The organism is Acinetobacter sp. SM34 (assembly GCF_022012365.1).
In the GTDB taxonomy this organism is placed as follows: Bacteria; Pseudomonadota; Gammaproteobacteria; order Pseudomonadales; family Moraxellaceae; genus Acinetobacter.
On sequence record NZ_JAKLTP010000007.1, the window covers coordinates 23,936 to 50,071 of the forward strand.

At 40.2% G+C, this 26,136-nt stretch carries 32 protein-coding genes and 1 pseudogene; 23 read left to right on the forward strand and 10 right to left on the reverse strand.

Features of this window, described 5'->3' with window-relative positions; genetic code table 11:
- Window positions 1-102 precede the first annotated feature (102 nt).
- The 10 genes from LZZ98_RS15605 to LZZ98_RS07600 all read left to right on the forward strand — a co-directional run bounded on the left by LZZ98_RS15605 (window position 103) and on the right by LZZ98_RS07600 (window position 7,765).
- Window positions 103-219, forward strand: a complete 117-nt coding sequence (locus tag LZZ98_RS15605) for a hypothetical protein (protein WP_442862699.1) — start codon at window positions 103-105, stop codon at window positions 217-219.
- 402 nt (window positions 220-621) lie between these two features.
- Window positions 622-1,086, forward strand: a complete 465-nt coding sequence (locus LZZ98_RS07560) for a MarR family winged helix-turn-helix transcriptional regulator (RefSeq protein ID WP_237787314.1) — start codon at window positions 622-624, stop codon at window positions 1,084-1,086.
- A gap of 462 nt (window positions 1,087-1,548) precedes the next feature.
- Window positions 1,549-2,016, forward strand: a complete 468-nt coding sequence (gene ybaK / locus LZZ98_RS07565) for a Cys-tRNA(Pro) deacylase (RefSeq protein WP_237787315.1) — start codon at window positions 1,549-1,551, stop codon at window positions 2,014-2,016.
- A 300-nt stretch (window positions 2,017-2,316) separates the two neighbouring features.
- The gene (locus LZZ98_RS07570; RefSeq protein ID WP_237787316.1) at window positions 2,317-2,481 is read left to right on the forward strand and encodes a hypothetical protein; all 165 of its coding nucleotides are present in this window, start codon (window positions 2,317-2,319) and stop codon (window positions 2,479-2,481) included.
- Window positions 2,482-2,750: 269 nt separating this feature from the next.
- Entirely contained in the window at window positions 2,751-3,992 is a 1,242-nt protein-coding gene (locus tag LZZ98_RS07575; RefSeq protein WP_237787317.1) for an MFS transporter, read from the forward strand.
- A 207-nt stretch (window positions 3,993-4,199) separates the two neighbouring features.
- On the forward strand, window positions 4,200-4,811 hold the full coding sequence (locus LZZ98_RS07580) for a 2'-5' RNA ligase family protein (protein ID WP_237787318.1): 612 nt from the start codon (window positions 4,200-4,202) through the stop codon (window positions 4,809-4,811).
- Entirely contained in the window at window positions 4,808-5,326 is a 519-nt protein-coding gene (gene cobU / locus LZZ98_RS07585) for a bifunctional adenosylcobinamide kinase/adenosylcobinamide-phosphate guanylyltransferase (RefSeq protein ID WP_237787319.1), read from the forward strand. The genes LZZ98_RS07580 and cobU overlap by 4 nt, the downstream gene beginning before the upstream one ends.
- On the forward strand, window positions 5,326-6,378 hold the full coding sequence (gene cobT, locus LZZ98_RS07590; RefSeq protein ID WP_237787320.1) for a nicotinate-nucleotide--dimethylbenzimidazole phosphoribosyltransferase: 1,053 nt from the start codon (window positions 5,326-5,328) through the stop codon (window positions 6,376-6,378). The genes cobU and cobT overlap by 1 nt, the downstream gene beginning before the upstream one ends.
- An 18-nt stretch (window positions 6,379-6,396) precedes the next feature.
- A complete protein-coding gene (locus LZZ98_RS07595; protein ID WP_237787321.1) occupies window positions 6,397-7,008 on the forward strand; it encodes a histidine phosphatase family protein in 612 nt (203 codons plus the stop codon).
- Between the two features lies 1 nt (window position 7,009).
- On the forward strand, window positions 7,010-7,765 hold the full coding sequence (locus LZZ98_RS07600; protein ID WP_237787322.1) for an adenosylcobinamide-GDP ribazoletransferase: 756 nt from the start codon (window positions 7,010-7,012) through the stop codon (window positions 7,763-7,765).
- A 49-nt stretch (window positions 7,766-7,814) separates the two neighbouring features.
- On the opposite strand, the gene LZZ98_RS07605 is transcribed toward LZZ98_RS07600, so the two are convergent.
- Window positions 7,815-8,507, reverse strand: a complete 693-nt coding sequence (locus tag LZZ98_RS07605; RefSeq protein ID WP_237787323.1) for an LrgB family protein — start codon at window positions 8,505-8,507, stop codon at window positions 7,815-7,817.
- A 1-nt stretch (window position 8,508) separates the two neighbouring features.
- Window positions 8,509-8,934 carry a CidA/LrgA family protein gene (locus tag LZZ98_RS07610; protein ID WP_442862697.1) on the reverse strand — a complete coding sequence of 142 codons (426 nt, stop codon included), beginning with the start codon at window positions 8,932-8,934 and terminating at the stop codon, window positions 8,509-8,511.
- A gap of 104 nt (window positions 8,935-9,038) precedes the next feature.
- Here LZZ98_RS07610 and LZZ98_RS07615 point away from each other — a divergent pair, with 104 nt between their 5' ends.
- Window positions 9,039-9,938, forward strand: a complete 900-nt coding sequence (locus tag LZZ98_RS07615; protein WP_237787325.1) for a LysR family transcriptional regulator — start codon at window positions 9,039-9,041, stop codon at window positions 9,936-9,938.
- Between the two features lie 242 nt (window positions 9,939-10,180).
- Window positions 10,181-10,663, forward strand: a complete 483-nt coding sequence (locus LZZ98_RS07620; RefSeq protein WP_237787326.1) for a winged helix-turn-helix transcriptional regulator — start codon at window positions 10,181-10,183, stop codon at window positions 10,661-10,663.
- 15 nt (window positions 10,664-10,678) lie between these two features.
- Here the strand turns inward: LZZ98_RS07620 and LZZ98_RS07625 are convergent, their stop codons facing one another.
- Genes LZZ98_RS07625 through tusD form a run of 4 tightly spaced genes read right to left on the reverse strand, consistent with a single transcriptional unit; the run spans window position 10,679 to window position 12,071 of the window.
- On the reverse strand, window positions 10,679-10,990 hold the full coding sequence (locus LZZ98_RS07625) for a TusE/DsrC/DsvC family sulfur relay protein (protein ID WP_237787426.1): 312 nt from the start codon (window positions 10,988-10,990) through the stop codon (window positions 10,679-10,681).
- 13 nt (window positions 10,991-11,003) lie between these two features.
- Window positions 11,004-11,288: a DsrH/TusB family sulfur relay protein gene (locus tag LZZ98_RS07630; RefSeq protein ID WP_237787327.1), complete on the reverse strand. Its 285-nt coding sequence runs from the start codon at window positions 11,286-11,288 to the stop codon at window positions 11,004-11,006.
- Window positions 11,289-11,308: 20 nt separating this feature from the next.
- Window positions 11,309-11,659: a hypothetical protein gene (locus LZZ98_RS07635; RefSeq protein ID WP_237787328.1), complete on the reverse strand. Its 351-nt coding sequence runs from the start codon at window positions 11,657-11,659 to the stop codon at window positions 11,309-11,311.
- 43 nt (window positions 11,660-11,702) lie between these two features.
- Window positions 11,703-12,071 carry a sulfurtransferase complex subunit TusD gene (gene tusD / locus LZZ98_RS07640; protein ID WP_237787329.1) on the reverse strand — a complete coding sequence of 123 codons (369 nt, stop codon included), beginning with the start codon at window positions 12,069-12,071 and terminating at the stop codon, window positions 11,703-11,705.
- 71 nt (window positions 12,072-12,142) lie between these two features.
- Between tusD and LZZ98_RS07645 the strand changes: the two genes are divergently transcribed.
- The 8 genes from LZZ98_RS07645 to LZZ98_RS07680 all read left to right on the forward strand — a co-directional run bounded on the left by LZZ98_RS07645 (window position 12,143) and on the right by LZZ98_RS07680 (window position 19,435).
- On the forward strand, window positions 12,143-13,150 hold the full coding sequence (locus LZZ98_RS07645) for an SDR family NAD(P)-dependent oxidoreductase (RefSeq protein ID WP_237787330.1): 1,008 nt from the start codon (window positions 12,143-12,145) through the stop codon (window positions 13,148-13,150).
- Window positions 13,151-13,268: 118 nt separating this feature from the next.
- Window positions 13,269-14,663 (forward strand): class II fumarate hydratase, encoded by a 1,395-nt coding sequence (gene fumC / locus LZZ98_RS07650; RefSeq protein ID WP_237787427.1) that lies wholly within the window; start codon window positions 13,269-13,271, stop codon window positions 14,661-14,663.
- A 199-nt stretch (window positions 14,664-14,862) separates the two neighbouring features.
- The gene (locus LZZ98_RS07655; RefSeq protein ID WP_086175719.1) at window positions 14,863-15,063 is read left to right on the forward strand and encodes a hypothetical protein; all 201 of its coding nucleotides are present in this window, start codon (window positions 14,863-14,865) and stop codon (window positions 15,061-15,063) included.
- A 156-nt stretch (window positions 15,064-15,219) separates the two neighbouring features.
- Window positions 15,220-15,360: a hypothetical protein gene (locus LZZ98_RS07660; RefSeq protein WP_171264022.1), complete on the forward strand. Its 141-nt coding sequence runs from the start codon at window positions 15,220-15,222 to the stop codon at window positions 15,358-15,360.
- Window positions 15,361-15,576: 216 nt separating this feature from the next.
- Window positions 15,577-15,936: a DUF3147 family protein gene (locus LZZ98_RS07665; RefSeq protein ID WP_237787331.1), complete on the forward strand. Its 360-nt coding sequence runs from the start codon at window positions 15,577-15,579 to the stop codon at window positions 15,934-15,936.
- Between the two features lie 724 nt (window positions 15,937-16,660).
- Window positions 16,661-17,800, forward strand: coding sequence for a GGDEF domain-containing protein (locus LZZ98_RS07670; RefSeq protein ID WP_237787332.1), 1,140 nt, complete (start codon window positions 16,661-16,663; stop codon window positions 17,798-17,800).
- A gap of 259 nt (window positions 17,801-18,059) precedes the next feature.
- A complete protein-coding gene (locus LZZ98_RS07675; protein ID WP_237787333.1) occupies window positions 18,060-18,551 on the forward strand; it encodes a hypothetical protein in 492 nt (163 codons plus the stop codon).
- Window positions 18,552-18,832: 281 nt separating this feature from the next.
- The gene (locus tag LZZ98_RS07680) at window positions 18,833-19,435 is read left to right on the forward strand and encodes a nitroreductase family protein (protein ID WP_237787334.1); all 603 of its coding nucleotides are present in this window, start codon (window positions 18,833-18,835) and stop codon (window positions 19,433-19,435) included.
- Window positions 19,436-19,655: 220 nt separating this feature from the next.
- On the opposite strand, the gene LZZ98_RS07685 is transcribed toward LZZ98_RS07680, so the two are convergent.
- Together LZZ98_RS07685 and LZZ98_RS07690 are read right to left on the reverse strand one after the other, a co-directional pair.
- The gene (locus LZZ98_RS07685; RefSeq protein ID WP_237787335.1) at window positions 19,656-20,861 is read right to left on the reverse strand and encodes an MFS transporter; all 1,206 of its coding nucleotides are present in this window, start codon (window positions 20,859-20,861) and stop codon (window positions 19,656-19,658) included.
- Window positions 20,854-21,297, reverse strand: a complete 444-nt coding sequence (locus LZZ98_RS07690) for a MarR family winged helix-turn-helix transcriptional regulator (protein WP_237787336.1) — start codon at window positions 21,295-21,297, stop codon at window positions 20,854-20,856. Before LZZ98_RS07690 ends, LZZ98_RS07685 begins: the two co-directional genes overlap by 8 nt.
- A gap of 283 nt (window positions 21,298-21,580) precedes the next feature.
- Here LZZ98_RS07690 and LZZ98_RS07695 point away from each other — a divergent pair, with 283 nt between their 5' ends.
- Genes LZZ98_RS07695 through LZZ98_RS07705 form a run of 3 tightly spaced genes read left to right on the forward strand, consistent with a single transcriptional unit; the run spans window position 21,581 to window position 24,144 of the window.
- Window positions 21,581-23,020 (forward strand): cytochrome ubiquinol oxidase subunit I, encoded by a 1,440-nt coding sequence (locus LZZ98_RS07695; RefSeq protein ID WP_237787337.1) that lies wholly within the window; start codon window positions 21,581-21,583, stop codon window positions 23,018-23,020.
- On the forward strand, window positions 23,017-24,021 hold the full coding sequence (gene cydB, locus LZZ98_RS07700; RefSeq protein WP_237787338.1) for a cytochrome d ubiquinol oxidase subunit II: 1,005 nt from the start codon (window positions 23,017-23,019) through the stop codon (window positions 24,019-24,021). The genes LZZ98_RS07695 and cydB overlap by 4 nt, the downstream gene beginning before the upstream one ends.
- A gap of 9 nt (window positions 24,022-24,030) precedes the next feature.
- Entirely contained in the window at window positions 24,031-24,144 is a 114-nt protein-coding gene (locus LZZ98_RS07705; RefSeq protein WP_237787339.1) for a DUF2474 domain-containing protein, read from the forward strand.
- A 125-nt stretch (window positions 24,145-24,269) separates the two neighbouring features.
- On the opposite strand, the pseudogene LZZ98_RS07710 reads toward LZZ98_RS07705, so the two are convergent.
- Window positions 24,270-24,823, reverse strand: a pseudogene (locus LZZ98_RS07710) (thermonuclease family protein).
- A 360-nt stretch (window positions 24,824-25,183) separates the two neighbouring features.
- On the reverse strand, window positions 25,184-26,101 hold the full coding sequence (locus LZZ98_RS07715) for a LysR family transcriptional regulator (RefSeq protein WP_237787340.1): 918 nt from the start codon (window positions 26,099-26,101) through the stop codon (window positions 25,184-25,186).
- Window positions 26,102-26,136: the final 35 nt, after the last annotated feature.

A 26,136-nucleotide genomic window follows, 5' to 3' on the forward strand; every position in this document is an offset into this window, starting at 1 on the left:
ACCCATTGGAAAGAAGACTTACTTGAACAACTCCCTGAGGAAGACCGAGCCAATGCATATTTCCATGGCTTTAGTTAGGGTGACTGGGTAAATCCTGAAACCATTCAATGGGATGAAGGGGAAGGCTATGTCACCACAACGGTTTATAACCTAGAAGTTGAAAATACACACACTTATTTTGTTGGTGAATACGGTATTTGGGTACATAACTGTGGTTAAGAGGTTGTAGTAACTCATAATATAAGTAAAGTTTAATTTATTTACTATTCAATGAATGATTGGTGCAGCAGTATTTTCATCCTATGATCAAATCATACAGGAACAGGAAGTTCCGGAATAAAAAACAATTCTTGCACCAGGAACGTGAGGTATAACAGCAGTCATACCTAGTTTGAAAATATAAAAAAGCCCGGCCAGTTGTCGGGTTTTTTTATTTTATGTGAATTTTGTTAGACAACATTGAATATATTTTGTAGATTTTTTACTCAATTTATAAGAGACTCAAAATCTCAATAAGCGATAAAAATAATTTAATATATATTGCTAAAACAAGTCGTTTCGAATAGTATCTGATGCTTAAAAATAATTTCAATTACAACAATAAATTAGAGGTTTTTAACCATGTCAACTAAATACAGCAAATTTTTTTCTGCAGCATCTGAGTTTAATCTAGATAATTTTCCATACTACTGGATTACTCAAGTACATTCTCAATATGTGCAGAATGTGGATCATGCGTTAAAAAAATATGGTCTAGATAATTCTCGTCGTCGTATTTTACTGGCTTTAAAATCTAAACCCAACGCGAGTGTGTCCGATTTATCCGACATGTTGATTTTCAAGATGTCGACCACTACGAAAATTATTTACCGTCTGAAAGATGAAGGCTTGGTACGTACTTATTGTTGTGAAGATGACGCACGAATTACCCGGGTCGTTTTAACTCATTTGGGTGAGCAAATGGTGCAAAAAATTAATGATCTTAGTCACATTGTTCTAGATCAATCTTTTGAAGGTTTAACGCCATTACAAATTGAAAAAATGCTAGATAGTTTGAAACTCATTTTCAGAAACTTGGCACATTAATCTCAATTTAATTAAAAAAGCGTGGATGCAATGTCCGCGCGCTCTATCAATTGTCTGATCTATTTTTTAAAATTAAAAAATAACACTTTTAAGAAATCTGGTTTAAACCTCAGTATCTTGCTATAGAAGGTGGCTTGGATAAAACCAGTTTTTTAAGTAAAAGCATCCTGATTAAAGATAGATCGATTAAAGGAAGAAAGAGACCAACTATCACCATCAAGACTTTTACAGAAATGCTGAGTGTGGTCGACAGTAGAATAGGGAGTGCACTTAATACTTGTTTAGGCATAGGTTTTAGCCACATCTATAATTTGGTTTTAAAATATACGTCTTAAAACGATTTTCAGTGTTTTTATAGATTGATTAGAGATAAATATGAATCTAAAAATAGCCTAAGCATGCTAAACATTAATTTCTAAAAGGCATATAATTTACTTATCTCGTTCTTAATATCATCAAAAAATGACACCTGCTTGCAAAGTTTTAAAATCAAATAAAATTGAATTTTCTATCCATGAATATGAACACGATGCCAATGCCAAAAGTTTTGGTTTGGAAGCCGCCGAAAAACTGGGTCTAAGTGTTGAAGAAGTATTTAAAACCCTGTTGGTGACCGATGATAAGAACTATTTTGTGGCTGTGTTACCGGTAAATCACCAATTGAATTTAAAAAAAGTGGCAGCGGCTGTGGGCTGTAAAAAATTGCAGATGGCCGATCCTAAAAATGCCGAACGCTTGACAGGCTATTTGATCGGGGGAATTAGCCCGGTTGGACAGAAAAAGCGTTTAAAAACGGTCATCGATACTTCAGCACAGCAGTTGCAAAAAATATATGTCAGTGGCGGCAAAAGAGGCCTGGATATAGGAGTAAAACCACAAGATTTAGCACAGGTCTTGGGCGCAGAATTTGCAGATGTGCTAGATGTATAAAAATCAACTTCAATGCTTCTAATCAGCCCTAAAGAAATTTAGGGCTTTTTTATAGACGTTTAATTAGCTTCTCAATGCTAAATGAGAAAATTATCATTTAATTGATCATCAATAGCAGTTTAGAAGTTTTTTGAAAGGTTCTTATTTAACCGATTGTAGAGCCTAATGTGCTACGTGAGATACCGCAGAATTCGTGGTGAATAGTAAAAAAAATCAAATGTATGTAAGTTATAAGATTATGCCAGACGGGACGCTGGGTGGACACTGGCTAATACTCGTAATCAATAAAAAATACTCAGGGTGGCTTGGCAAGAACTGGATGAAATTTGTGTCGTGCCATTAAAGGTACCCGATCTAGCAGTCTTACAATTTAATAATATGATCTTGCGCGTCCAAGCTTTGGCGATTGGCGGTACTGACAAAGCCCGGCAAGATACGATTAAATATAGCTCGGCTACAAACTGAAACAATGGGCTTGCCACAATGGATGTGATTGCCAATACCCAAGTGGGCTTCGGGAACCTGCGATTGAGTATTCCAGCGTCTGAAATACTGACTATAAATCTTTTTATAATCAATTTATTGCATTGGTATTATCTGTCCAAGGCCGAACTTATGGCCTGAGCTATAGTGTGAAATCTTAAATTTCGTTCTGAAAAAGCACGAAAGAGCTAGTGTATGTTGCGTCTGGTCTCTTATAAATACAAACCGCAAGTGGGAATTAAAAATAAAGCATGGATAAAAATAACAAAATCTTCATTGCGGCAAGTCTGGCCAATGGGGCGAATTTTTCGATGATTTTACCTTTGCTGGCACCTCTGGTTCGCCAGTTAAAGCTGTCGGAACTGCAAGGCGGTGCCATGGTCTCGGGTGGGGCATTACTGATGGCGATAGCAGCCATTTATATTTCTAAAAATCAAAATAAATTTTCGATATACCAGTTGCTCAGCCTTGGTTTTATTGGCATGACCATTACCTGGGGTATTTTCACTGCCGTATTGCTCTATGGCCTATCGGTTCAGGTGTCGTTAATCAGCCTGTTTGGCATGCTCATGGCGGCGCGTGTAGGAACGGGGGTATTTATGGCCATGCCGAAAATTGCGCTACAAACCTATGTGATGACCCGTTATGGCGAAAAACAAGAACGCAGCCAGACCATGTCAAAATTTGGCGCGTTAAATAGCGTTGGGGTGATTGTCGGTCCATTTTTAACAACTCTACTTTTAGCGTGGAGCATTCTGGCGCCGTTATGGGCAGCGATGATCATTTTGAGTTTGATTAGTCTGGTGATTGTATTTGGATTTGAGCGTAGCAGCACGGTTCAATCTGCTAAACATGAACATACTCTAAATGCAGTCAATACAGACACAGATTTTTCCATTTATCAATGTTCTGCCTGGTTACTGCTTGGCTTTAGTTTATATCTGGCAATTGTGACTGTGAATTTGACTGCCGGTTTTTATATCCAGGATCATTTTCACATGAGTATTGCGCAAGGCGCTGTATATTTTTCCCAGTGTTCTTTAATTGTGGGTATTGCACTGGTGGTCATGCAAAGCCTGATTTCCAGATATCTGCAATGGTCAGTCTATCGTTTGTTGTGGGTAGGTATTTTGTCCCTGACCGCAGCACTACTCATTTCTGTACTGACCGAACATATCCGTATTTTCCAGTTGGTTTATATTCTTTATGGGATTACTGTCGCGTGTTTAATTCCTGCATTTACCACGGGGGCGGCAAAAGATGCACCGAAGTCTATGCAAGCTAAAGTCGCCAGTTGGTGTACCGCAACCCAGGCCCTCAGTTTTGTTTTAGGCCTCATCTTGAGTACCGGCTTGTATCAGTGGCATAAGACTTATCCTTATTATTTTTTGCTGTTGTTAATGCTAGGTTTAATGATTTATTTTTCTATGATAGTTATTGCGCAGGACAAAAAGAAAATATCGTTAAATCGGAATGATATGGCAGATAGTTAAAGGCTCATCGGTATGAACTGGATGCAATGACTCTCCTAAGTATATGTCTGCAAAAAAGCGATCAAATATGAATTTGGTTAAGGAACTGAATAAATTTCAGCATAAGCTGAATATTGTTAAACCAAAGCTTTGATTCATTTGGCAAAATTCATGGTTAAATAAGCCGATTGAATTTAATGTGAATTTTACGTGTTTCTGAAACCCTCTATGCCAGTTGTACCCACGCTTGCACAGGATTATCCTGAGTGGCATAAGGGGCGCATGCATTATTCACTCTGGTATCTGGAAATACAGCAGCCTGAATTACTGCATTATTTACATCATTTGCGTCAGCACTTTTCCGACCTACTGTATACGCCCAATACGCGCCAGTTTCATATTACCTTGTTTATTTGCGGATTTTTGACTGTCCACAAGCCTGCTTGGGATGACGATTTTAGCCAGCAGCAATTACAACAACAGATTGAAACTTTAAACTCAGCACAAAAATCTTTATTTAAATTAAAGACGGGTCACTTAAATAGTTTTGAAAGTGCGCTTTTTATTGAAATTGAAGATACTGATGGAGGTTTGGCCGAGATACGCCAACAGTTCTATACCTGTTCAGACGAAATTGCCCCCCTCCAGTATTGTCCTCATATTACTTTGGGCTTATATAAAGAGAATTTGAATAGTGATGCTGTTTTTGAGCGTATTGAAAAAATTTCACAGCAGCAATTTGAATTTCAAACCCGGCAATTAACTTTTGGGACTTATCATGCCCAGGTTTTGCAGGGGCCATTAACACCGTACCATCAATTTTTATTGGGTGATGCATGATCCAACTTATTTTAGGCGGCGTCCGTTCCGGAAAAAGTCGTCTGGCTGAACAAATCGCGAAAGATTCTGGTCTGGCTGTGAGCTATGTTGCAACAGCTCAAGCCTTAGATGCGGAAATGCAGCAGCGAATTGCCCATCATCAAACCCAGCGTCCTGAACATTGGCAGCTGATTGAAGAACCTTACTCACTGGCTGAACGATTGCAGCAAATTGATGCGCCGAATCAGCTGATCCTGGTCGATTGCCTGACGCTATGGATGAGCAATCTGTTGATGCATGAAGATGAAAATCTGCAAGCCATAGAATGTCAAAAACTACTCGATGTGCTGCCTAAGTTACAATCGCAGATCATTTTAGTGAGCAATGAAACCGGATTGGGCGTTGTTCCTATGGGCGAGATTAGCCGTAAATTTGTGGATGAATCTGGCCGTTTACATCAACAGCTTGGACAGATTGCCGATAAGGTGGCTTTTTGTGTGGCGGGTTTCCCGATGATTTTAAAAGGAGAGAAATAATGAACTGGTGGTTAGATGCGTGTAAAACGCCAAGTGCAGAAGCCAGACTACAGGCTACAGAGCGTCAATTACAGTTAACCAAACCTACCGGTTCACTTTCCGAACTGGAAAATGTTGCGATTCAACTGGCCAGTTTGCAAAATAATCCACGTCCCAATATCGACCATCCCTGGATCAGCATTTTTGCTGGTGATCATGGAGTGATGGAAGAAAATATCTCGGCTTATCCGCAAGCTGTAACACGGCAGATGCTGCAAAACTTTACTGGTGGCGGTGCCTGTATCAGCGTGATTGCCAAAGAATACAATGCCAAACTGCAAGTCATTGACTGCGGTTCTGTCGGTGATGCTTATGAATATGCGGGTGTAGAACGACATTGCATTATTCCAGGCACGGCCAACTTCGCCAAACAGCCGGCCATGACCGAAGTGCAATGTGCCGAAGCCATGATGCTGGGTGCAAAAAATGTGGAACAGGCTATTGCTCATGGGGCATCTATTTATGTGGCAGGGGAAATGGGCATTGGCAATACCTGTTCCGCTTCTGCGATCGCCTGTTTTTTACTGAATGAGCCTGCCGAGCAATTGACTGGTGTGGGTACAGGCATTCGTGCAGAACAACTTAACCATAAAAAAGATGTGATTAATCAGGCTTTGGCTTTACATCAGCAATATGTAGGTCAAGATGCTTTCAAGGCACTATGCGCCGTTGGTGGTCTGGAAGTTGCAGCTATGGTGGGTGCCTATATTCGTTGTGCGCAACTGGGTCTGGCCATGGTGGTGGACGGGTTCATTAGTACGGCATCGGCTTTGGTAGCGGTACGTTTAAATCCGGCAGTACGTGAATGGATGCTGTTTGGTCATCAATCGGCTGAATACGGGCATCAGCGTTTATTGCAGGAACTGAATGCCAGTCCCTTACTCAAGCTAAATTTACGTTTGGGAGAAGGCAGTGGTGCCGGTGCGGCTTTAGGAATCATCAAATTAGCCTGCAGCCTGCATAACAATATGGCCACTTTTGCTGAAGCGGCGGTGATCGGCGACAAGGTTTAATGGATTTGCATTGAGGATATGAACATGTATCGCATTGATCTGCTCCGTCATGGTGAAACCAGTTTAAGTCATACTTTACGGGGTTCTACGGATGATGCATTGACCGAATCCGGCTGGCAACAAATGCGTCAGACAGTAGAGCAAGCGTTACAGCAAGATCCTAAGGCTTTGGTTTGGGATGCCATAATCAGTTCACCTTTGCAACGCTGTCGTATATTTGCAGATGAATTGGCATTCCAGCTGAAACTTGAAGTGGTACTGGATGCCAATTTGCAGGAAATGTATTTTGGTGACTGGGAAGCACTTACCACCCAAAGCATTTATGCAACCCAACCGGAATTACTGGCGCAATTCTGGGAGAAACCCTCCCAGTTTAGCCCGCCGAATGCTGAAACCCTGCAGCAGTTTCATGCACGAATCAATCAAGCAATACAGCAGATTCAGACTTATATGCAGCATAAGCAATTTGAACATGTGCTGGTGGTCACCCATGGCGGTGTTATTAAACTGTTAAAATGTCTGGCAATGAATCAGCCTCTGGATAATATTCTGAAAATGTCGGCTGAACTGGGGCAACTGAACCGCTTTGTTTTACACGACAATTTAACGCTTCAATATCTGGAGCAATAACATGCCCCCATTTTTAATTGCACTACAGTTTTTAACCACCTTTCCCATACAACTCAAAGCGATGCCTACGAAACAGCAAAACGGGCAATCCTTGCTGTTTTATCCAATCGTGGGTTTGATGATCGGATTAATCCTGTTTGGACTCGCCCTGAGCTTGCAGGCAATTCCAGTCATCTTATTAAGCAGTTTGGTGCTGGTGGTCTGGATCTGGCTGACGGGTGGTTTGCATCTGGATGGTCTGGCTGATACTGCTGATGCCTGGGTAGGTGGATTTGGTGATCCTGAACGTACCTTGGCCATCATGAAAGACCCGAGTTGTGGCCCGATTGGTGTACTGAGCCTATTCATTGTGTGCTTATTAAAATGGTCAGCAATTTATGTGCTGTTAGAACAGCAACTTTATTCAGCGCTGATTTTATTTCCGCTACTCGGGCGTTTGGTACCTCTGATGTTATTTTTAAGCACGCGCTATGTACGTGCCAAAGGTTTGGGATCTTCCATAGCAGAATTTATTCCAAAAACTGCTGCAATTTTTGTGATTAGCCTGTGTTTAATGGCATCCGTATATTGGGGCTGGTCTGGTATTTTGAGCAGTATCTGTTTTATAACGACTGTACTTTATTTAAGATTCAAATTTATGCAGCGCATTGGGGGTATTACTGGAGATACCGTAGGGGCAAGTATTGAAATTACAGAAGCGATCAGTCTTTTGAGTTTTGTTATAGCTAGCTTCTATCTACCTCTTATTTGGTTCTAAAGTAGGAAATGATCATGCTGATCACTTCCACATTATTTGTACTTTTTATTTATAAATAAGTGACAACAATCGAAATAATTGCAGGCCCAAACAACACCATAAATACCCCTGCAAGTACCATGCTTAAACAGGCAACCACGCCTTCTTCTTTATGGCGCATGAAGGCCTTACTGGTACCAAAACCATGTGCCGAATTACCCAGAGCAGCACCTTGGGCAAAACGTGAATTGAGCTTTAAACTTAAGAGTACGAAATCTGCAAGTACGCCGCCAGCAATGCCTGTAATCATGGTAAATAAAATGACCAGTTCAACCGAACCACCTATATGTGAAGTTAATTCCATTGCGAAGGGGGTCGAAATAGACCGTGCCATGAGACTATAAGATGTTTCCTGATCAAACTGAAACAGTTTAGCCAAGTAAAAAGCACTCATCACACCTGCCAGCATGCCAATCACAATACCTAAACCAATTGAAATGGCATGCTCTTTAATAACCTGACGATACTCAAAAATTGGAATGGCAAAGGCAACGGTTGCCGGACCCAGCATCCACACAATCCAATGACTTTCTTGCATATAAGTGTCATAGGAAATATGAAATACGACCATGAAAATGATCAACAAAAAAGGCACAAAAAGTGCCGGGGAAAGCAGCATATAAGGAAACTTGCGATAAAGCTTTTTCGTCAAGATGTATCCCACGATAGTAAGAACAAAACAAAGCACTGCAATCATGTTCATATTATTCCCCGTGTTTAAGCATGGTTGCTTCTTGGCTGTGCTGACGCTGCTTTAAACGTGATTCAATTTTAAAGCCAAGGTGTACGCTATATGCGGTAATTACCATCACGCACAGGGTTCCCAGGACAACAGCCAAAACCAGTTGCCAGCCTTGAGCGAGAAATAGGTTTTTATATTTGACCAGGCCGACCACGCAGGGAATAAATAATAAAACCAGTTCTGCCAGAATAAAGTCAGTACCGGTTTTGACCCATTGCACTTTAAAGAACCCTGTCAGCAATGCAGCCAGTAACAGCAATAGTCCGATCACACCCGCGGAAATTGGCAAATTGAAGGCATGCTGAATGACTGAGCCTAAAAACCAGATTGCGATTAAAATGCAGAGTTGCAGCACAATCAGCAAAAAGTGCGAATATCGTTGTGACATAGCCATCGTCTTAATATAATAGGAGAATTTTCATATATTTTAAATTTGACTGACTTGGTCAATTATGAATAATAAGAAAAAGATTATGCTTATTTGGAATATTTATGGATATTAAGAGCCTGAATATTTTTGTCAAACTTGTGCAATTGCAAAGCTTTACCCGTACAGCTGAACATCTGTGCGTGACCCAGCCCACCATCAGTAAAGCAATTCGCCAACTGGAAGAAGAAACCGGTGTAGCCTTATTTCACAAGGGACAAGCTGGACGTAAACGTGAAGTTTTACTTACTTATATGGGCGAACAGATTTATCAACATGCTTTGGTGATTATAGAAGAACAGCAGCGTATTTTTGACTCCATTGAGCAAGTTCGGCATTTACGGAAGGGCAAGCTCATACTGGGCTTGCCGCCACTGGGTTCGGTACTTTTAAGTAGCCTGATTGCCAAATTTCACAAACAATATCCGCATATAGAATTAAGGTTTCTGGAAGTTGGGGCATCTGGCATTGAAGAGGCGATTTTGGCCAAAAAAGTCGATGTCGGGATTTTACTGGGGCATTTAAAACCGCAATTCAGTGGAATTCCAATAATGGATTCACCATTATGTCTGCTTTCACGTAAAGCAAGCCATTGGAAAGACCGGAAAAAAGTTCAGCTTATTGAATTAAAAGAAGAGACATTTTTGCTCTATGACGACACCTTCAGTTTAAACAATATGATTATTCAGGCCGCAAATTATGTCGGTTTTGAACCGCATGTGGTGTGTAAAAGCAGTCAATGGGACTTTATTGCCAAAATGGTCGAATCGGATGTCGGCATTGCCTTATTACCCAAAATTTATTGTGATCAGCTCGATCAGGAAAAATATAACATCAGCCTACTGGAAAGTCCCAACCTGAACTGGACCTTAAGCATGGCCTGGAATACCACGGTTGCCATGAATCCTGCCACGCGGGCATGGTTAAAAATTATTGAAGAAAATCAGGATAAAATTCATTTTTAAGGTATGTTTGCTACCTTCATTCCAGTATTGTTTTTTTGATTTTTATGGATACATTCTTATTATTTTAGGAGGAATCATTGTCCTGATTTAGGCTCATGTATTTCCGAATAGCCAAAGTTGAACAGCGGTATTGAGCCATGAGGATGGATTACGATTCAGACATGCGAGCAGCTACAAATTCCTTGCAAAAATTCGTAAACCGATTCATTTTAGTATCAATTTAAGCGCGGTGACTCAACACAATGAAATGGGACGAAATTGGCGAACAACCCTGTTCAATTGCCAGAACCTTATCGGTGATTGGCGACCGCTGGACTGTGCTGATTTTGCGAAATGCTTTTTTAGGCATGCGCCGTTTTGAATCCTTTCAGCAAAATCTGGGTATTACCCGCCATGTGCTGTCTGACCGTTTAAAGCATTTGGTCGAGCATGGTATTTTAGTCAAAAAGCCCTATGTACAGCGGCAAGAGCGATATGAATATTGCCTGACGGAAAAAGGGCTGGCACTTTATCCCATTTTAATGTCTATGGCACATTGGGCAGACCAATGGATGAATAAAGATCTGGGACAGCCCATGCAATACATTCATCAAAGCTGCGGGCATAGCATGACGCCACGTCTGGTCTGTTCAGAATGTAATGAAACCATTCACGCCAAGCACATTAAAGCTGAACTGACTCCGGATTATTTCAATTATCTGCAACAACACAAGATCCAGTCTTAATCCCTCCGTTGGGCATTATAGACAATTCGGTGGTTTGGGAATTCCTGCCAGACGGCTTAAATGACGTGCCACTAAACCAGTCTGAAATTTATCTTGTAATAGCGCATTATTGATGTCGGAACTGACTGTTTTCATTAGAAATTTAATCAGCGGACGGGTGGCCGGTGAATGTCCAAACTGCTGATAGAACTGGCGCACGGCATGCAAGACTTCAAAATGCCATGTTGTAAGTTCTAAACTTAAAGTGTTTGCTAATTCTTGCGCAACCTGTTCATTCCAAATGGTGTAATCGACTAAGTGACCATCTTGGTCAAGCTCTAAATTCATCATTAATCTCAAATTAGTTCAAACGGATACAACGGCTATAATTCAGGCAAAGATCTGCAAATTCGGCATAAGAAATAATCTGCAGATGTTGTGATGATTGTCCTGCCAAAATTTCTGCATCTGTATCCAGCACATAGATACGATTCAGCTGTTGCAAAAATGGCTGTTGAAACTGTAAGACCGATTCGCCCATCAGTACAACACTATCTTCAGGGCCGTAGAGTTGTGCTAATTTTTCCAGAGCAGCAGGTGTCGCTGAAAAACTGCTTTGTAGCAAATATAAACTTTTATGCGTCATTATTGTTTCACTCGTCATATTTACCAGTACAGCACAAAATCGAAACTTTGAATCAGCTCAGGACTGAATTCAACAAATTCAATCTCTTGTTGAGCCTGAGCAACGAAGATGGAGTTACGGTTTTTATTTTCCACCAGCACCGGACTTAAATCGTAAAATTCAAAGCTATCGACCATGTTCGAAGCAACTTTAAAGGCATGTTTAAGCTGATCAAATTGCACTTCTGAATGCAGTAAACTTAGGGCGGCATCTTGCAACAAAACTTTGACTTCACAGCCAAACGTTGCCAGTACCATAGTGGCAGACAAGCTTTCATGCACTTGTAAATTGGCAAGATTTGCTTGAGTTAGAATAACGAGTACAGATTTCACACAATTTACCTTTTAAAAGCAACAAATTCCCAAAAATAACATCTTAGAATTGAATCAGACGTTGTGTTGATTGTACTGCATCGGCAAGTTCACCCAGTCCAACCAGTTCAAAGCCTTGAGCAAGATTATGTTGGCTAATCTGATGTCGTTTAGCATTTTCCTGATCCGAAATACCCCGCGTCAAAGCAGCACTGACACATACCGGTAAGCGAATGGCCAGCTTCTGCCATTCTTTAGTCAAATTACGCTGGTCATCTGGAACCCATTGTAAGGCATTCGCAACAGCGACTCCGTCCTGATAGAAAAACACGCGAAATGGCTGCTTTTTAGCCTGTAAGGCCTGTGCCAGACCTAGCGCGTGCCATGCATAGATCGAGGTTGGAGCGGAGGTAATTAGTAATAAGGTGCTCATCGAAATTCACTTGAGGAATGCCCAATCCAATATTGATGCATCCAAACTTCATAAGAAAAGGGTAGTATACAATGATTTTAGTGACTGGTGGTTTAGGCTTTATAGGCTCACATATTGCGTTAAGCCTGATGGCTCATGGACAAGAAGTCATCATTGTCGACAATTTATCCAATGCAAATTTACAAACCTTAGAACGACTTGAATATATTTCGGGCAGCTATGTGCCCTTTGTCAAAATTGATATTCGCAACACCCCTGCATTAAACAAAGTTTTTGAACAATATTCTGTAGAAGCGGTCATACATACTGCCGGTTTTAAATCGATAGAAGAATCGGCACTGAAACCGCTGGAATATTATAACGATAATGTCAGTTGTATCATGAGTCTGCTGCGCGCCATGCAGCGCACAGGAATCCGAACACTGATTCATTTATCCAGCTTGGCAGTCTATGGGCAGTCGAGTCTGATCCTGACCGAAGATGTGCCTTTTAACTATTCTTATCCGAACCCCTATGTAAAATCACAACAAATGGTGGAAGAAATCATCCGTGATACTGCTTTGACCGACAGTGAATGGAAAATTGCCATTTTAAGATTGTGCAATATTGCCGGTGCTTTTGAACACGCCGTGCTCGGAGAATTCGTTGCACCTTTGCCGAAAAATATTATTCCATTGGCCTTACAGGCAGCAGCCAGACAGCGTGAATATATTGAGCTGCGTCAGCAAGCGCAGACCTTGGACCGCACTGTAGAACGTAGCTTCTTACACGTGCTGGACTGCTGCGATGCCATTATGGCAACTTTAAAGTGGCTCAGAACTCAGCCCTATACCTGTGATGCGTTTAATATAGCCGGGCAGAATATGTCCATTCGCGCTTTGCTGAGTGAAGTGGCTAAAGTTACCCAGACTGAAATTAAAACCATTGATGCCCCATTTTATAGTTATGCTGAAATGGATCAGGTCGGTGCAACTGCGGAAAAAGCCCATGAAATTTTACAATGGCAACCGAAACGCAGTATTACCCAGATTGTTGAAGATGGCTGGCGTTTTTATCAGCAAACATTAAAAGGACATTAATAAATAAAACGCAAACAATAATCATTTACATTAAGAAAATGTTTGATTAAGATCATTGAATATGTCAAAACAGATGAATTGGCTAAAGCTATAAAACTACATGGAAATGAGGTTGATGATGCAGACACGTATTGAACATGACACGATGGGCGATGTAGAAGTTCCCAGTGAAGCAATGTGGGGTGCGCAAACACAGCGTAGTTTGCAAAACTTTAAAATTGGACAGGAGCGTTTACCACGGCCGATGATTCGTGCCATGGGGCTGGTAAAAAAGGCAGCAGCCATTACCAATGCCGAGTTAGATCAAATTCCTCATGAATTGTCGCATTATATTGTCGATGCTGCAGAAGAAGTCATTAGCGGGAAATGGGATAGCCAATTTCCGTTGGTGGTTTGGCAAACCGGTTCAGGCACGCAAAGCAATATGAACTGCAATGAAGTGATTGCCAATATTGCTAACCAGAAACTGGGCAATCCTTTAGGGGCACAAAAACCGGTGCATCCCAATGATCATGTCAATCGTGCGCAGTCGACCAATGACTCATTTCCAACTGCCATTCATGTGGCAGCAAGTTTGCAGATCAATGAACTGCTGATTCCTGCGGTCGCACGTCTACGCGATACATTAGAAGCGAAATCAAAAGAATTTTCAGATATTGTTAAAATTGGCCGTACTCATTTACAGGATGCCACACCTATAACACTGGGTCAGGAATTTAGTGGCTATGTGTCACAACTTGAGCATGCTTTAAAGCGTTTGCATTATGCCTTATTGGGTTTATATGAATTGCCTTTAGGTGGTACAGCGGTCGGAACGGGATTAAATGCACATCCTGAATATGCGGTCAAAGCAGCAGCACAGTTGGCTACATTAACCGGTTTACCTTTTGTGACTGCACCGAATAAATTTGAAGCCTTAGCTGCGCGGGATGCCGCAGTATTTGCATCGGGTGCCTTAAAAACTTTAGCCAGCAGTTTAAATAAAATTGCCAATGACATTCGCTGGTTGGCCAGTGGTCCGCGTTGTGGCTTTGGCGAAATTTGCATTCCTGAAAATGAACCAGGTTCAAGCATTATGCCGGGCAAGGTCAATCCAACCCAAAGTGAAGCCATGACCATGGTGGTAGCGCAAGTGCTGGGAAATGACACGACCATTAACGTGGCAGGGGCTTCGGGTAATTTTGAGCTGAATGTGTTCATGCCGGTGATAGCATTTAACTTATTGCAATCGATTCAGTTATTGGGTGATGCATGTAATAGTTTTAATGATCACTGCGCGATTGGTATTGAGCCAAACCGGGAAAAAATTGATCACTTCCTGCATAACTCACTGATGTTGGTGACCGCCTTAAACCCGGTAATTGGTTATGAAAATGCAGCGAAGGTGGCAAAAACGGCTTATAAGGAAGGTAAAACCTTAAAACAGGTCGCGGTCGAATTGAATCTGGTGACTGCGGAACAGTTTGATGCCGTGGTGATTCCTGAAAATATGGTTTCACCTAATGTGAAATAAGTATCTAAGGACGGGAACAGCTATCAATTGATCATCAGTGGTTTTTTATCTGGGGCATATATGCGTACAAGATATGGAGAAATTAACTGCCGATGATTGATTATGCTTGATGTTTTAATTTAAAAGCTCGCCAAATGGTGGGCTTTTTTGATCTTTATGGTAAATTAATTGCACAATTAAAAGCCCATGGGGATTGTCTGTGAAAGAAGCACTAAAAGAATATCGCATTGAAAGAACCAAGCTTGAAGATGAAATACAAGAATTTCTTACCCAAAAATTCGCAGAATTTAAAGAAAAGACTGGGGCTGAAGTTATTCATTTAGACGTAAACATTGAAGTACTGGATGATCATGAAGCAGATGCTTTTATTGAAAGTGTGTTTGTTAGTACAGATTTATAGTGAATAGTCAGAAAGTAGAAGCTCATCAAAAGGTGAGCTTTATTTAATACACATAAATTTACCTACCATACAAAAAGCTATCGAACTGGGCTTGGAGTGCAATCGGTATAAGTGATAGTTATATATGCTTGGATTTCTGATTGGTTGAGGTGAAATATGAAATTATTAACTTTAATTGGTGCAGGTGTGGCAGCCGGATATTGTTATAAGAAAGTTAAAAATAGGAAGAAAAATACAAAATCCAATGACTTTCGAGAAATAGAGGAACAAACCAAGGCACAGAATATCACTGTTTAATTTATGAAAAGGTCTCACAACGTTGTGAGGCCTTTGTTAATTTTCCACAGCCATGATTTTGATTCACAGCTAAATTTTTTGATTCGTAATACAACTTAAATCGATGACAAGAATGATAAATTCTTTGTTTATTTAGTAATCTATAGATCGAATAAAGCGTGTAGGTGATTTAAACGACCTATAAAATAGAGTTTTTATTTCATATAGGAAATGCATATGGTTTGGCTTATTGCTAAATATGCTATAACTGCTGGGATGGTCATACTAATTTCAGAAGTGGCCAAACGTAGTGACCGTGTGGGGGGATTGATTGCAGCCTTACCTATGGTAACGGTACTGGTGCTGATATGGATGAAAATTGAAAATCAAGATCCCCAGAAAATTTCCAATCATGCTTGGTATACTTTTTGGTATGTAGTCCCGACCTTACCTATGTTTTTAGCATTTCCAATACTTTATCAGCATTGTGGATTCTGGCTGTCTCTAGCCATGTGTTGCGTAATGACTATCCTTATTTTTCTTGCCTGGGCTGTCATTTTGCGCCATTTCGGTATTGATGTAATGTTAAAGTATTAAAACGATTACTCACCTTGAATCAGAAGGAAGACTTGATAGAGAAATGCTAATTTCCTGTTGGAAAACCATGAAACATCCATTGGATTCTATACAAAATAACGAGGATTAAAATTACTGAAAAGATGATTTCTAATTTCTTCATTTTTAAGTATTTCTAAAATTAACTTAATATACCCTATACGAAATGAAAAATTATTTGGATATAAATCATTTTCTTAACCTTTATGTTAACTTCAATTACCTCTGATTGGATTTTTTATTTAAGAAAAGTATCTGTGGTTTTGGAGTGATAAGTTAAATGTCGGTGTCCTAAGTAACCAGTAAACCAAATGCCAGGAATTAGAAGTAGACCCAAGCCAATCCATAAGGAAAGAGTAACTGGTCAAATAATTGATGAAGAGTTAGTACTGTTAGGTTTGGTAAATCATTTAGATGTTCACGAAAGTGATCAGGATTTACATCCTTTAAAGCCCTATAGAAAAACGGAAGAGTAAATAACCAGACCATACTGGTAGTCACAATTTTAATTATGATTACATATTTCATTATTGGACAGTTCTTAGCATTCCTACCCGGCAATCAGATAAAATGTGAATTAACGAACTTCTTAAGAGCAGGAATGATAAAAAATACAGCTTTTATTATTAAAAATAAATATTTATTGAATAATTTTAGCTAAACAATTTAGAATAAAAACTACACAGCTCTAGGTGTCATTCAGTCCGTGAACTTACCAGATACCCAGTATTTTTTGTTAGTTTACCCGATTTGCTTAATGCTCATTGGTGCCGTCTTTGTTGTTGCACATTTATGCTTTAAAGCTCCCCAATATTTATTGTGGATGGGTCTGAGTTGTATTTTGCCATCAGTAGCATTAGGTGCACAGACTCTGATGACCAATGTACAACTGAAACTGACTGCACCCTGGTTTGCACTTTTCTATTTAGGCGGGGCGTGGGCAGTCGCACATGGAATGCTGTTAAAAGCCAATTCCAGGTTAAATATATTTGTAGCTTCGCTTTTTGTGATAGCGGCTATGGCTTCACTTTTATATTTCAAGTATATCGATGAGCAGTTATGGCTACGCATAGTCATAATTAATATTGTGATTTTATGTTTAGAGGCCTTAGCACTTCCGAAAGTGTATGCTTTATTGAAAAGAACAGAGGTCTTGGAAAAGCTTTTATGCTTTAGTTACTTTCTCTTAGTTGCTTATGCGGTTATCAGAACTTTAATAGTCATTGTATACCTTCAAAATGTGCAAATGGTCACCTTAGCCACAACAAAGTGGTGGATGATGATGATTGCAGTAAATATACTCCTCAGTCTGTGGTTTGCAATTGTCGTTTCAGCTGTAGCTGTAAAAGAAAGGTTTAGTATCATTAACGAAGAAAGGTTGAAAGATCCTTTAACGCAGCTGTATAACCGTAATGGTTTTCTAGAAAAAACAGAAGATTTGTTTAAAAAAATGCAGCATGGTGAAGTTTATCTTGTGATGTGTGATGTTGATCATTTCAAGATTATAAATGATACATGGGGACATACCGTAGGGGATAAAATCTTGTGCACAATTGCGGACATATGCAGATCCAACATTAGGGAAGGTGATGTTATCGGCAGATATGGCGGAGAAGAATTTATTATATTGCTGCAAAGTTCAGATGAAAAATCTTCATTAGCTTTAGTTGAGCGCTTACGCAAAAAAATTGAAGATCAACTTTTTATTAATAATATTAAAGCTACTGTAAGTTTTGGTGCAGCTCGAATAGATACAGAATCTCAGTTCATTAGTGCTTTAGAAATTGCAGATAAACGTTTATACAAAGCTAAAAACGCTGGCCGAAATAGGGTTTGCTTTAATTGAGCTTTTTAATTGTATGCCCAATATAGAAATAGAACCAAGTTTTGATTGTTTTGTCTTAAGCTTTTTTATTTATATGTCGAAATAAGAGCGTATGTCCCCAATTAGTGAGATTTATAAAGCTTAATTTAGCGTTGAATAAATTGGCATAATTGCTAAAATGCATTTCGTTTTTTATTACTGCTTTGCTCTTATTTTGCATTAGTTTTGCAAGGTAAAAATAAATGCTTGTAAAACAGTAATCTATCTAGGAAAATTTTCAATGTTCGATATTTATTTAACAGATGTTCAGAAAAAGGTGCAATTCAAGGATTATCCGGGTGAGCATCCTGTTAAATTTATTTTGAATTTTAAGAAGATTTTCCCAAGTGTGATGGAGCTGCTACTTCCGGTACTTCCTAATGATGAAAATCTGGATGAAATGACCTGGGAATCAACCACTGAAGATTTTGAACTGTTCAAATTATTGGTGGGTGGCTGGGGGATTATTGAATTACGTTTAAATGCAATTTCCCAATTTAAAAATAAAAATTATGCAGATCAATTGGTTAAAACTGCACAACAAAAGCGTAAAGCCTTTGCCAAAAGCCAGCCAAAATTGAAAACAGTTGAACTTGATTATCTATTTATGCATGAAGTTCATGCATTGATTGATGCCGAGTTGGTCGAAATTGGTGAAAAATTCTATTTGCCAACTTTACGAGATCTCTGGAAGAATAAAGTGGCACAAAATGTGTTGAATGCTAAATTCTAAACTTTGCTGAAATATAGTAAAAATCCTCCAAATATTGGAGGATTTTTTTATTAAGATAGAATATCTTAAAACTGCTTTGAGTGAATTAAACCTTTGCATATAAAAAATTAAAGATTTAATTATCAATAAAATATACTAGAAATTGTAATAGTTATTGCATATGGTAGGCTCACTGCAAGTATTTGTCTGCATTGTTGTAAAAGTTGATATTTCACATTTGCTTAACAGTGTGGGCAGCTTGTCTAAAATCTTCCCGAAGAAATATCAAAGGATTTCATCAAATGTCGAATCAGTTTTTAGATTTAATTAATAAACGCCGTACCATTTATGCCATAGGTAAAAATGTAGAGCAAAGTCCTGAATATTTAACTGATTTGATCAAGCATGCCATTAAGCAAAGTCCATCATCGTTTAACTCGCAATCTTCACGTGCAGTGATTTTGTTTAATGAGCAGCATGAGAAATTTTGGGGCTTTGTAAAAGAACAACTTAAGGCCTATGCAAAAGACCAAGAAAGTGCAGTAAAAACCAGTGCCAAAATGGACAGCTTTGCTGCGGGCGTGGGTACGGTTTTATTCTTTGAAGATATGGATGTGATTCAAGGTTTGCAAGAGCAGTTCCCGTCATATGCAGACAACTTCCCGGTTTGGGCGGAACATTCAACCGCGATTGCCCAGTTTGCCACTTGGACGGCCTTACATACCGATGGCTTGGGTGCTTCGCTTCAGCATTACAACCCGATTGTCGATGAACAGGTTCATGCAGAATGGGATATTCCAGCCAGCTGGAAACTTCGTGCCCAGCTCGTGTTTGGTTCGGTAGAAGGTGAAGCCAAAGACAAAGGTTATATGGATGATGCAGCCCGTTTTAAAGTGTTTAAATAATTTTTAGATCAGCATCCTTTCTTGCGCCAAGTCATCAAACTGTATTTTATGATTGGCTCAAGGAGGGTGTGGTTTATTTTTTATAGCATATAATTTTTTAGAAGATAATCTTCGAATATTGCTTTTTTTTCTTTCAGCTATTTATAAAAAACGGGGCTCACTCCTTGGAGTATCGCCGCCGTTTGAATTACAGATTTAAATTGAATGTGATACTTAAGCTTTAAGCAGCAGCCTGCTGGCGTTTGCTTGCAGTACGTCCATGCAACAGAAAATAGATAACGATACAAGCCAATACAGCCATAGCACTATAAAAATACAGCTGTGCATAGGAAATATAATCGAGTGCCTGACCAATGAAATAAGGACCAAAACCTAGGCCTGCATCGAGGAAAATGAAAAAGGTTGAGGTGGCAAAGCCCATTCGTTCAATGTTGGCACTTTTCACTGCAACGGTTTGGCAAACCGACTGAATGTTGCCATAGCCAAAACCGAGTAAGCCTGCACACAGTAACAGCATAAATGAACTGTGTGCCTGACTTAATAAAACCAGGGCAATGGCCATGATGATAAAGGCCGGATACATAATGATGTTTTCACCTTTACGATCCATCAGTGGGCCAGTAAATGGTCGTGATATCAAGATGGCAATGGCATACATCAAAAAGAAGAAAGAAGCGGTTTCAACCAGATCGATTTCTTTGGCATAGAAATTGATAAAGGACAGCACACCCGAATAGCAAATCGATGCCAATAGCATAATGATTGAAATAGGCAGGGCCTTCATTTCAATAAACTGGGAAATAAAACTTGGTTTTTTTACACTGACTTGAGTTTCAACTGTTTTGGGATGTTGTGGTAAGTTGGGAACTTGAATCATCAACGCCACAATTAAACAGCACACAGCAATGAGGGTAGATAAGGCAAAAATCGCGTTATAACCGACATGCAGCATCATCCAGATAGCCAGAAAAGGGCCAATTGCGGTACCCAAAGTACTGCTCATGCTGTAGTAGCCAATACCTTCACCACGACGGGTTGGCGGTAAAATCTGGGCAATGATGGTTCCCAATACGGTCGATGCCATGCCCATCATAAAACCATGCATGAAGCGTACACCCAGCAAGGCAGCGACATTCAGGGGAATGAAATAGAATCCGGAAAAAATCAGAAATCCAATTAACCCTACAATCATGGTGGTTTTGCGGCCAAAACGTTCCAGAAACTTACCCACAAGCAAACGGCCAATCAGGGTGCCAACAATAAATAATCCGGAAACCAGACCTGCCTGAGCAGTCGTTGCACCCAGTTCAGCAACGGCATAACCGACAATGACCACCACAAGAAGATAAAAGGTCAGTACCAGCTGAAAGTTAATGGAACTGACAAGAATAAAATTTCTTGTCCATAAGGGGGCATTATCACTCATGCTGTTCACCTGTTCTGTTGATTTCAAGATCATTCATGATGGCACGTAAAATTTTGACGGAGCGTTGAATATCTTGCTGATCCAAGTTTTGAATCAGCTGTCTTTCAAAGTTGTCTATTTCGGCAGCACACTGTTGAAAAAGCGCTATGCCTTGATCACTCAGCATCAGTTTTTTTTGACGTTTGTCTTCAGTTTCGATTTGGCTCAAAACACCCATTTGCATCAGCACATGTATACGCTTGGCAATCGATGGCTTGGACACATTTAAATAGTCTGCCATTTCTATAGAGGTACAACCATGCTTTTCCTGAATCACAAAGAGGATTTGCCATAAGGAATAATTAAGCTGATAGGGAAGTAAAATTGTATTGATTTCATCACTCATCATTCGTGCGCAGCGCAGGAGTGAAGGACGAAACCCGAGTAAGGAATTCATAATAGTTAACCAGGGTAACTAACTATCTGCAATTTTATGCTTCTTTATATGATTGTTCAAGTTCAAATCAGGCCGGGATCAAGATTCCTAGTCAAAATACAGGTCAATGGAAGCTAGCATGTTAGGCTTTATTTCGGGTTAGTTAATTGGGCTGGAAATATTAAAGCAACATACTTTGCTTAAAATTTAGGCGTATTCTAAAAACTGTTCAAAACAACAAAATGACATCTCTAAAAATCTGCATGATCAATCATCAGCCGAACAAATTAAAAAAGGTGAGGTTATGAATTTAGGATTAACAGCACTTGAGCTTGCGCGAATTCAGTTCGCTTTTACTGTCTCTTTTCATATTATTTTCCCGGCTATTTCCATTGGCCTGGCAAGCTTTCTGGCGGTTCTAGAATGGCGCTGGCTAAGAACCCAAGATCCGGTCTATCAGGACCTGTTCAAGTTTTGGGTCAAAATATTTGCCATTGCCTTTGGTATGGGCGTGGTTTCCGGTGTGGTCATGAGCTACCAGTTCGGAACCAACTGGAGTGAATTTTCACGCATCTCCGGTAGTGTAACCGGGCCACTTCTAGCCTATGAGGTGCTCAGTGCATTCTTCCTGGAAGCCGGATTCCTGGGCATTATGCTGTTTGGCTGGGGGCGTGTTGGTCCTCGAGCACATTTCTTTGCCACGGTCATGGTGGCTCTCGGAACCTGTATTTCCATGTTCTGGATTCTATCATCCAACAGCTGGATGCAGACACCGCAAGGCTTTAGTATTGAAAATGGCATTATCGTTCCGCAGGATTGGCTAGCCATTGTTTTCAATCCTTCTTTCCCGTATCGTTTGGCGCATATGGCAATGGCTGCATTTCTGGTGTCAGCCTTGCTGGTGGCAAGTACAGCAGCGTGGCACTTATTGAAAGGACGCCGTGATGCCATGGTTAAAACTTCTTTTTCCATGGCCTTATGGATGATATTGGTGCTTACCCCTTTGCAGGTTCTGATTGGCGATCTGCATGGTATTAATACCTTAAAGCATCAACCTGCAAAAATTGCAGCAATTGAAGGACATTGGGAAACCAACCATAACCAAGGCATGCCGCTGTATTTGTTTGGTATTCCGGATATGCAGGCAGAGCAGACCCGTTATGGATTGACCATTCCAAATGCCGGTAGTCTGATTCTGACTCATTCCATGAACGGTAAAGTGCCGGGCTTGAAAGAATTTGCACCTGAAGACCGTCCAAACTCAACCATTATTTTTTGGAGTTTCCGGGTCATGGTGGGCCTGGGCGTGTTGATGCTGTTATTGGCGCTAGTCGGTTTATGGCTCAGAAAAACTGGCCGTCTTTATGAAAGTTCGGGGTTTCACCGTTTTGCCCTGATTATGGGACCTTCGGGTTTTATCGCAATGTTGGCTGGCTGGTTTACTACAGAAGTTGGACGTCAACCTTGGGTCGTGTATGGGGTATTAAGGACTAAAGATGCACTGTCCCCGGTGTCGGCAGAACAGGTTGGTTTAACCCTGATTATTTTTGTACTGGTGTATTGCGTAGTGTTCGGGGTTGGCATCTATTACATGCTCCGAATCATGCATAAAGGTCCGGAATTTGTTCATTATATGCCGCATAGTGAAGAGAAGGTTATTCAGGCTTCACATCGTCCATTGGGCAGTACCGATGAAGAGCTGGATGGTCAGCCTTTAGACAACCACCAGGAGAATGACAAATGATTGATTTATCTTTTATCTGGATTGTAATTATTGCGGTTGGTGTGCTGATTTATGTGGTACTGGATGGATTTGACTTAGGTATCGGCATCTTGTTTCCTTTCTTTAAAGCGCAACAAGAACGTGACGTGATGATGAATACCGTGGCTCCAGTATGGGATGGCAATGAAACCTGGATGGTATTGGGCGGGGCAGGCTTATTTGCCGCTTTTCCCCTGGTGTATTCGACGGTACTTTCTGCGCTATATCTGCCTATCATTTTGATGGTTGTTGCCCTTATTTTCCGCGGAGTGGCTTTCGAATTTCGTTTTAAATCCAGACGCAACCGGCATCTTTGGGATATGGCCTTTATTGGAGGCTCTATTCTGACTGGATTTTTCCAGGGCATCATTCTGGGAGCATATATTCAAGGCATTAAAACCACCAATGGGGTTTACACTGGAGGCGGCTTAGATTGGCTCACGCCATTTTCGGTTTTTACCGGGGTTGGAGTGGTGGTGCTGTATGCCACTTTGGGCTGTGGCTGGCTCATTTTTAAAACAGATGCAGACTTACAAAATCGAATGTTTCAGCTCATGCCAAAGCTGATTATTGCCTTATTCATCATTTTTGGCGCCGTCAGTATTTATACGCCTTTGGCCCATCCTGCAATTGCCGAGCGCTGGTTTAGCCAGCCTCAGCTTACCTATTTCAGTCCGGTGCCCATTCTGGTTTTAGTGTTTACCTATCTGGCTTTACGTGCCTGCAAGCAACGTAAGGAACTCAGTCCATTTGTTTATACTTTGGCACTGGTTTTCTTAGCCTATACGGGATTCCTGATCAGTTTATGGCCATATATCATTCCACGTTCAGTCACGATTTGGGAGGCAGCAGCACCTCAAAGTAGTCAGTTATTTACCCTGATTGGTGCATTACTGTTGATTCCAATCATTATTATTTATACAGGGTTGTCTTACTGGGTCTTCCGCGACAAAGTACGTATTGGTGATAAAGGTTATCATTAGGGAGTAAATATGAAACTTTCACAGACGCAGTGGTTTATTGTGCTGTGGCTGGGTGGATTTTTTGCTTTAGCCCTTATTGCCGGGGTATTCCGGTTGCTGGTTCAATTGGCTTATTATCTTTAACTCTCAAGAATAGCTATTAAAGTGGCCAGCTTAAAACAGGCCACTTTATTTTTATAGAGAAAATTTGATGTGATCATACCCACTCAAATCCCTTTTTAACGTCATTGTTGTTCTATACTTGAATGCTATTTATTTTGCTTACGATAAACGCTGGGACGTACCGGATGTGAATTTTTCCATAAGCCTTTTTTCTGCTTTTTGGCCTGGTTTTGTAGCGCCAGCCATTTTTGTTTTTGAGTCAGATTTTTAATATATTCCTCGTATACCCAGGCCGCGCCGCGTTTGACCAGTTCCTGATTGATATTGCGTCTAAAACGATGAATCACCCCAACGCAGCGGCCATAGTGATCGACATCGGTAATCTCGACACGGACCCATTTGTAATAGACCATTTTTTAACCAGACGCTGTGATTCCTTGCCATAAGTTTGCGTCGATTCAGGGGCATCTACATAGGCAAAGCGAAGTTTGGTTTCTGAACGCCGTAAGTTAAAACGTGTGCAGGTGAGGGTATCGCCATCACTGACGGCAATGACTTTACACCAGTATTTTTTCCCTTTTTTGAAAGGTTTAAATAGTTGTGTCAAATACAGGTTAATTTTCCGGAAAATAAAAAATAAAACCGCACACAGCAGCATGCCCAATAGAATGAGCCAGAAAGGGGAGAGATTTGCCAACATAGAAAGATTTTGGATAAATGAGCCGGAAATTTCAGCGCCCATTCATCTATAAAATGAGAAAAATAAGGAGGTCAAGTTTAAGTGAATTGGCATAAATTAAAGGCTGAATAAATAACCAAATAGCACTCAATCCCTTGCCAATTCAGCATTTCGTTTATTTATTCGGCAATAGCTTATATTTGAATCACAAATAACATAGATCAATTTTCCATGCCAAAGATAATATAAATAGCCTAAGTTGATTCTATGTTTTTTTCATGCGGAAGCTAAGCTATAACAAGACCCTTTTTTTAGAAATGACATATATTGATTTCACGTTTAAATAGCCTAAGCAAATTAATGACCTTAACCATAAATAGCCTAAGTAAAAATTTTAGAAATTTCGCTTCGCAAAAAATGATGCCGTGAATTTTCTTTCAAATCATTATGCCAATACATCCCCAAATAAATAAGCGGCATGTCTACAGGCACCGGAAAAATATTTAATGCTGGAGAAACTTGCAAATGGGTCAGCAAATTTTGAGGAATAGTTAAAACCGATTTTGGATTTTGCAGCAAAATCTGTAAAGCAGTTGAATAGTGCTGGCAGCGTAAAGAAATCTGTCGTGATAGTTGTTGACGGTTTAAATAAATATCTTCAACTAAAACACCAGTACGCCGTGATGAAACGCCAATATGCGACGAGGCGAGATAGATTTGTTCATTCATATTTTGCTGCTGTGTACACACCACAAAATGGTCTTGCACGAGTTTTTGGAATTGAATTTTTTCACCAAAATTTTGCTCCAGATCAATGACAAAATCTATTTGCTGGGTAGCGAGGTCAGTCACAATGCTTTTACGGTCGAGCTTGCTACTAAAAAATTGAATATCCAGATCCAGGCTTTGGAAGTGTTGTACCAGTTTGGGAAAAATCATCGGTTCAATTTCATCATGTACCGCAATTTTTAGGCTTTGCACCATGCTGGGATCAAAACTTTGTTTTTGTATGGATATATTTTGAATGGCAAATAGTGCATTTTTAATGACCGGATAAATTTGCTCGGCAAAAGGTGTAGGCAACATTTTACTGCCGGCACGAGCAAACAAGTCATCCTGCAAATGCTGTCTTAAACGCTGTAAGGCATGGCTGGCAGCAGATTGGCTAATACACAAAATTTGCGCAGCCTTAGAAATGCTTTTTTGCTCATAAACTGCAATAAATAAGGGATATAAGTTAATGTCTATGCGATGAAAAACAGCTATATCGATCACGGCTTTATTATGAATACTGTTCATGATGTTCTATTGAATTAAATCATTTTATTCATAAT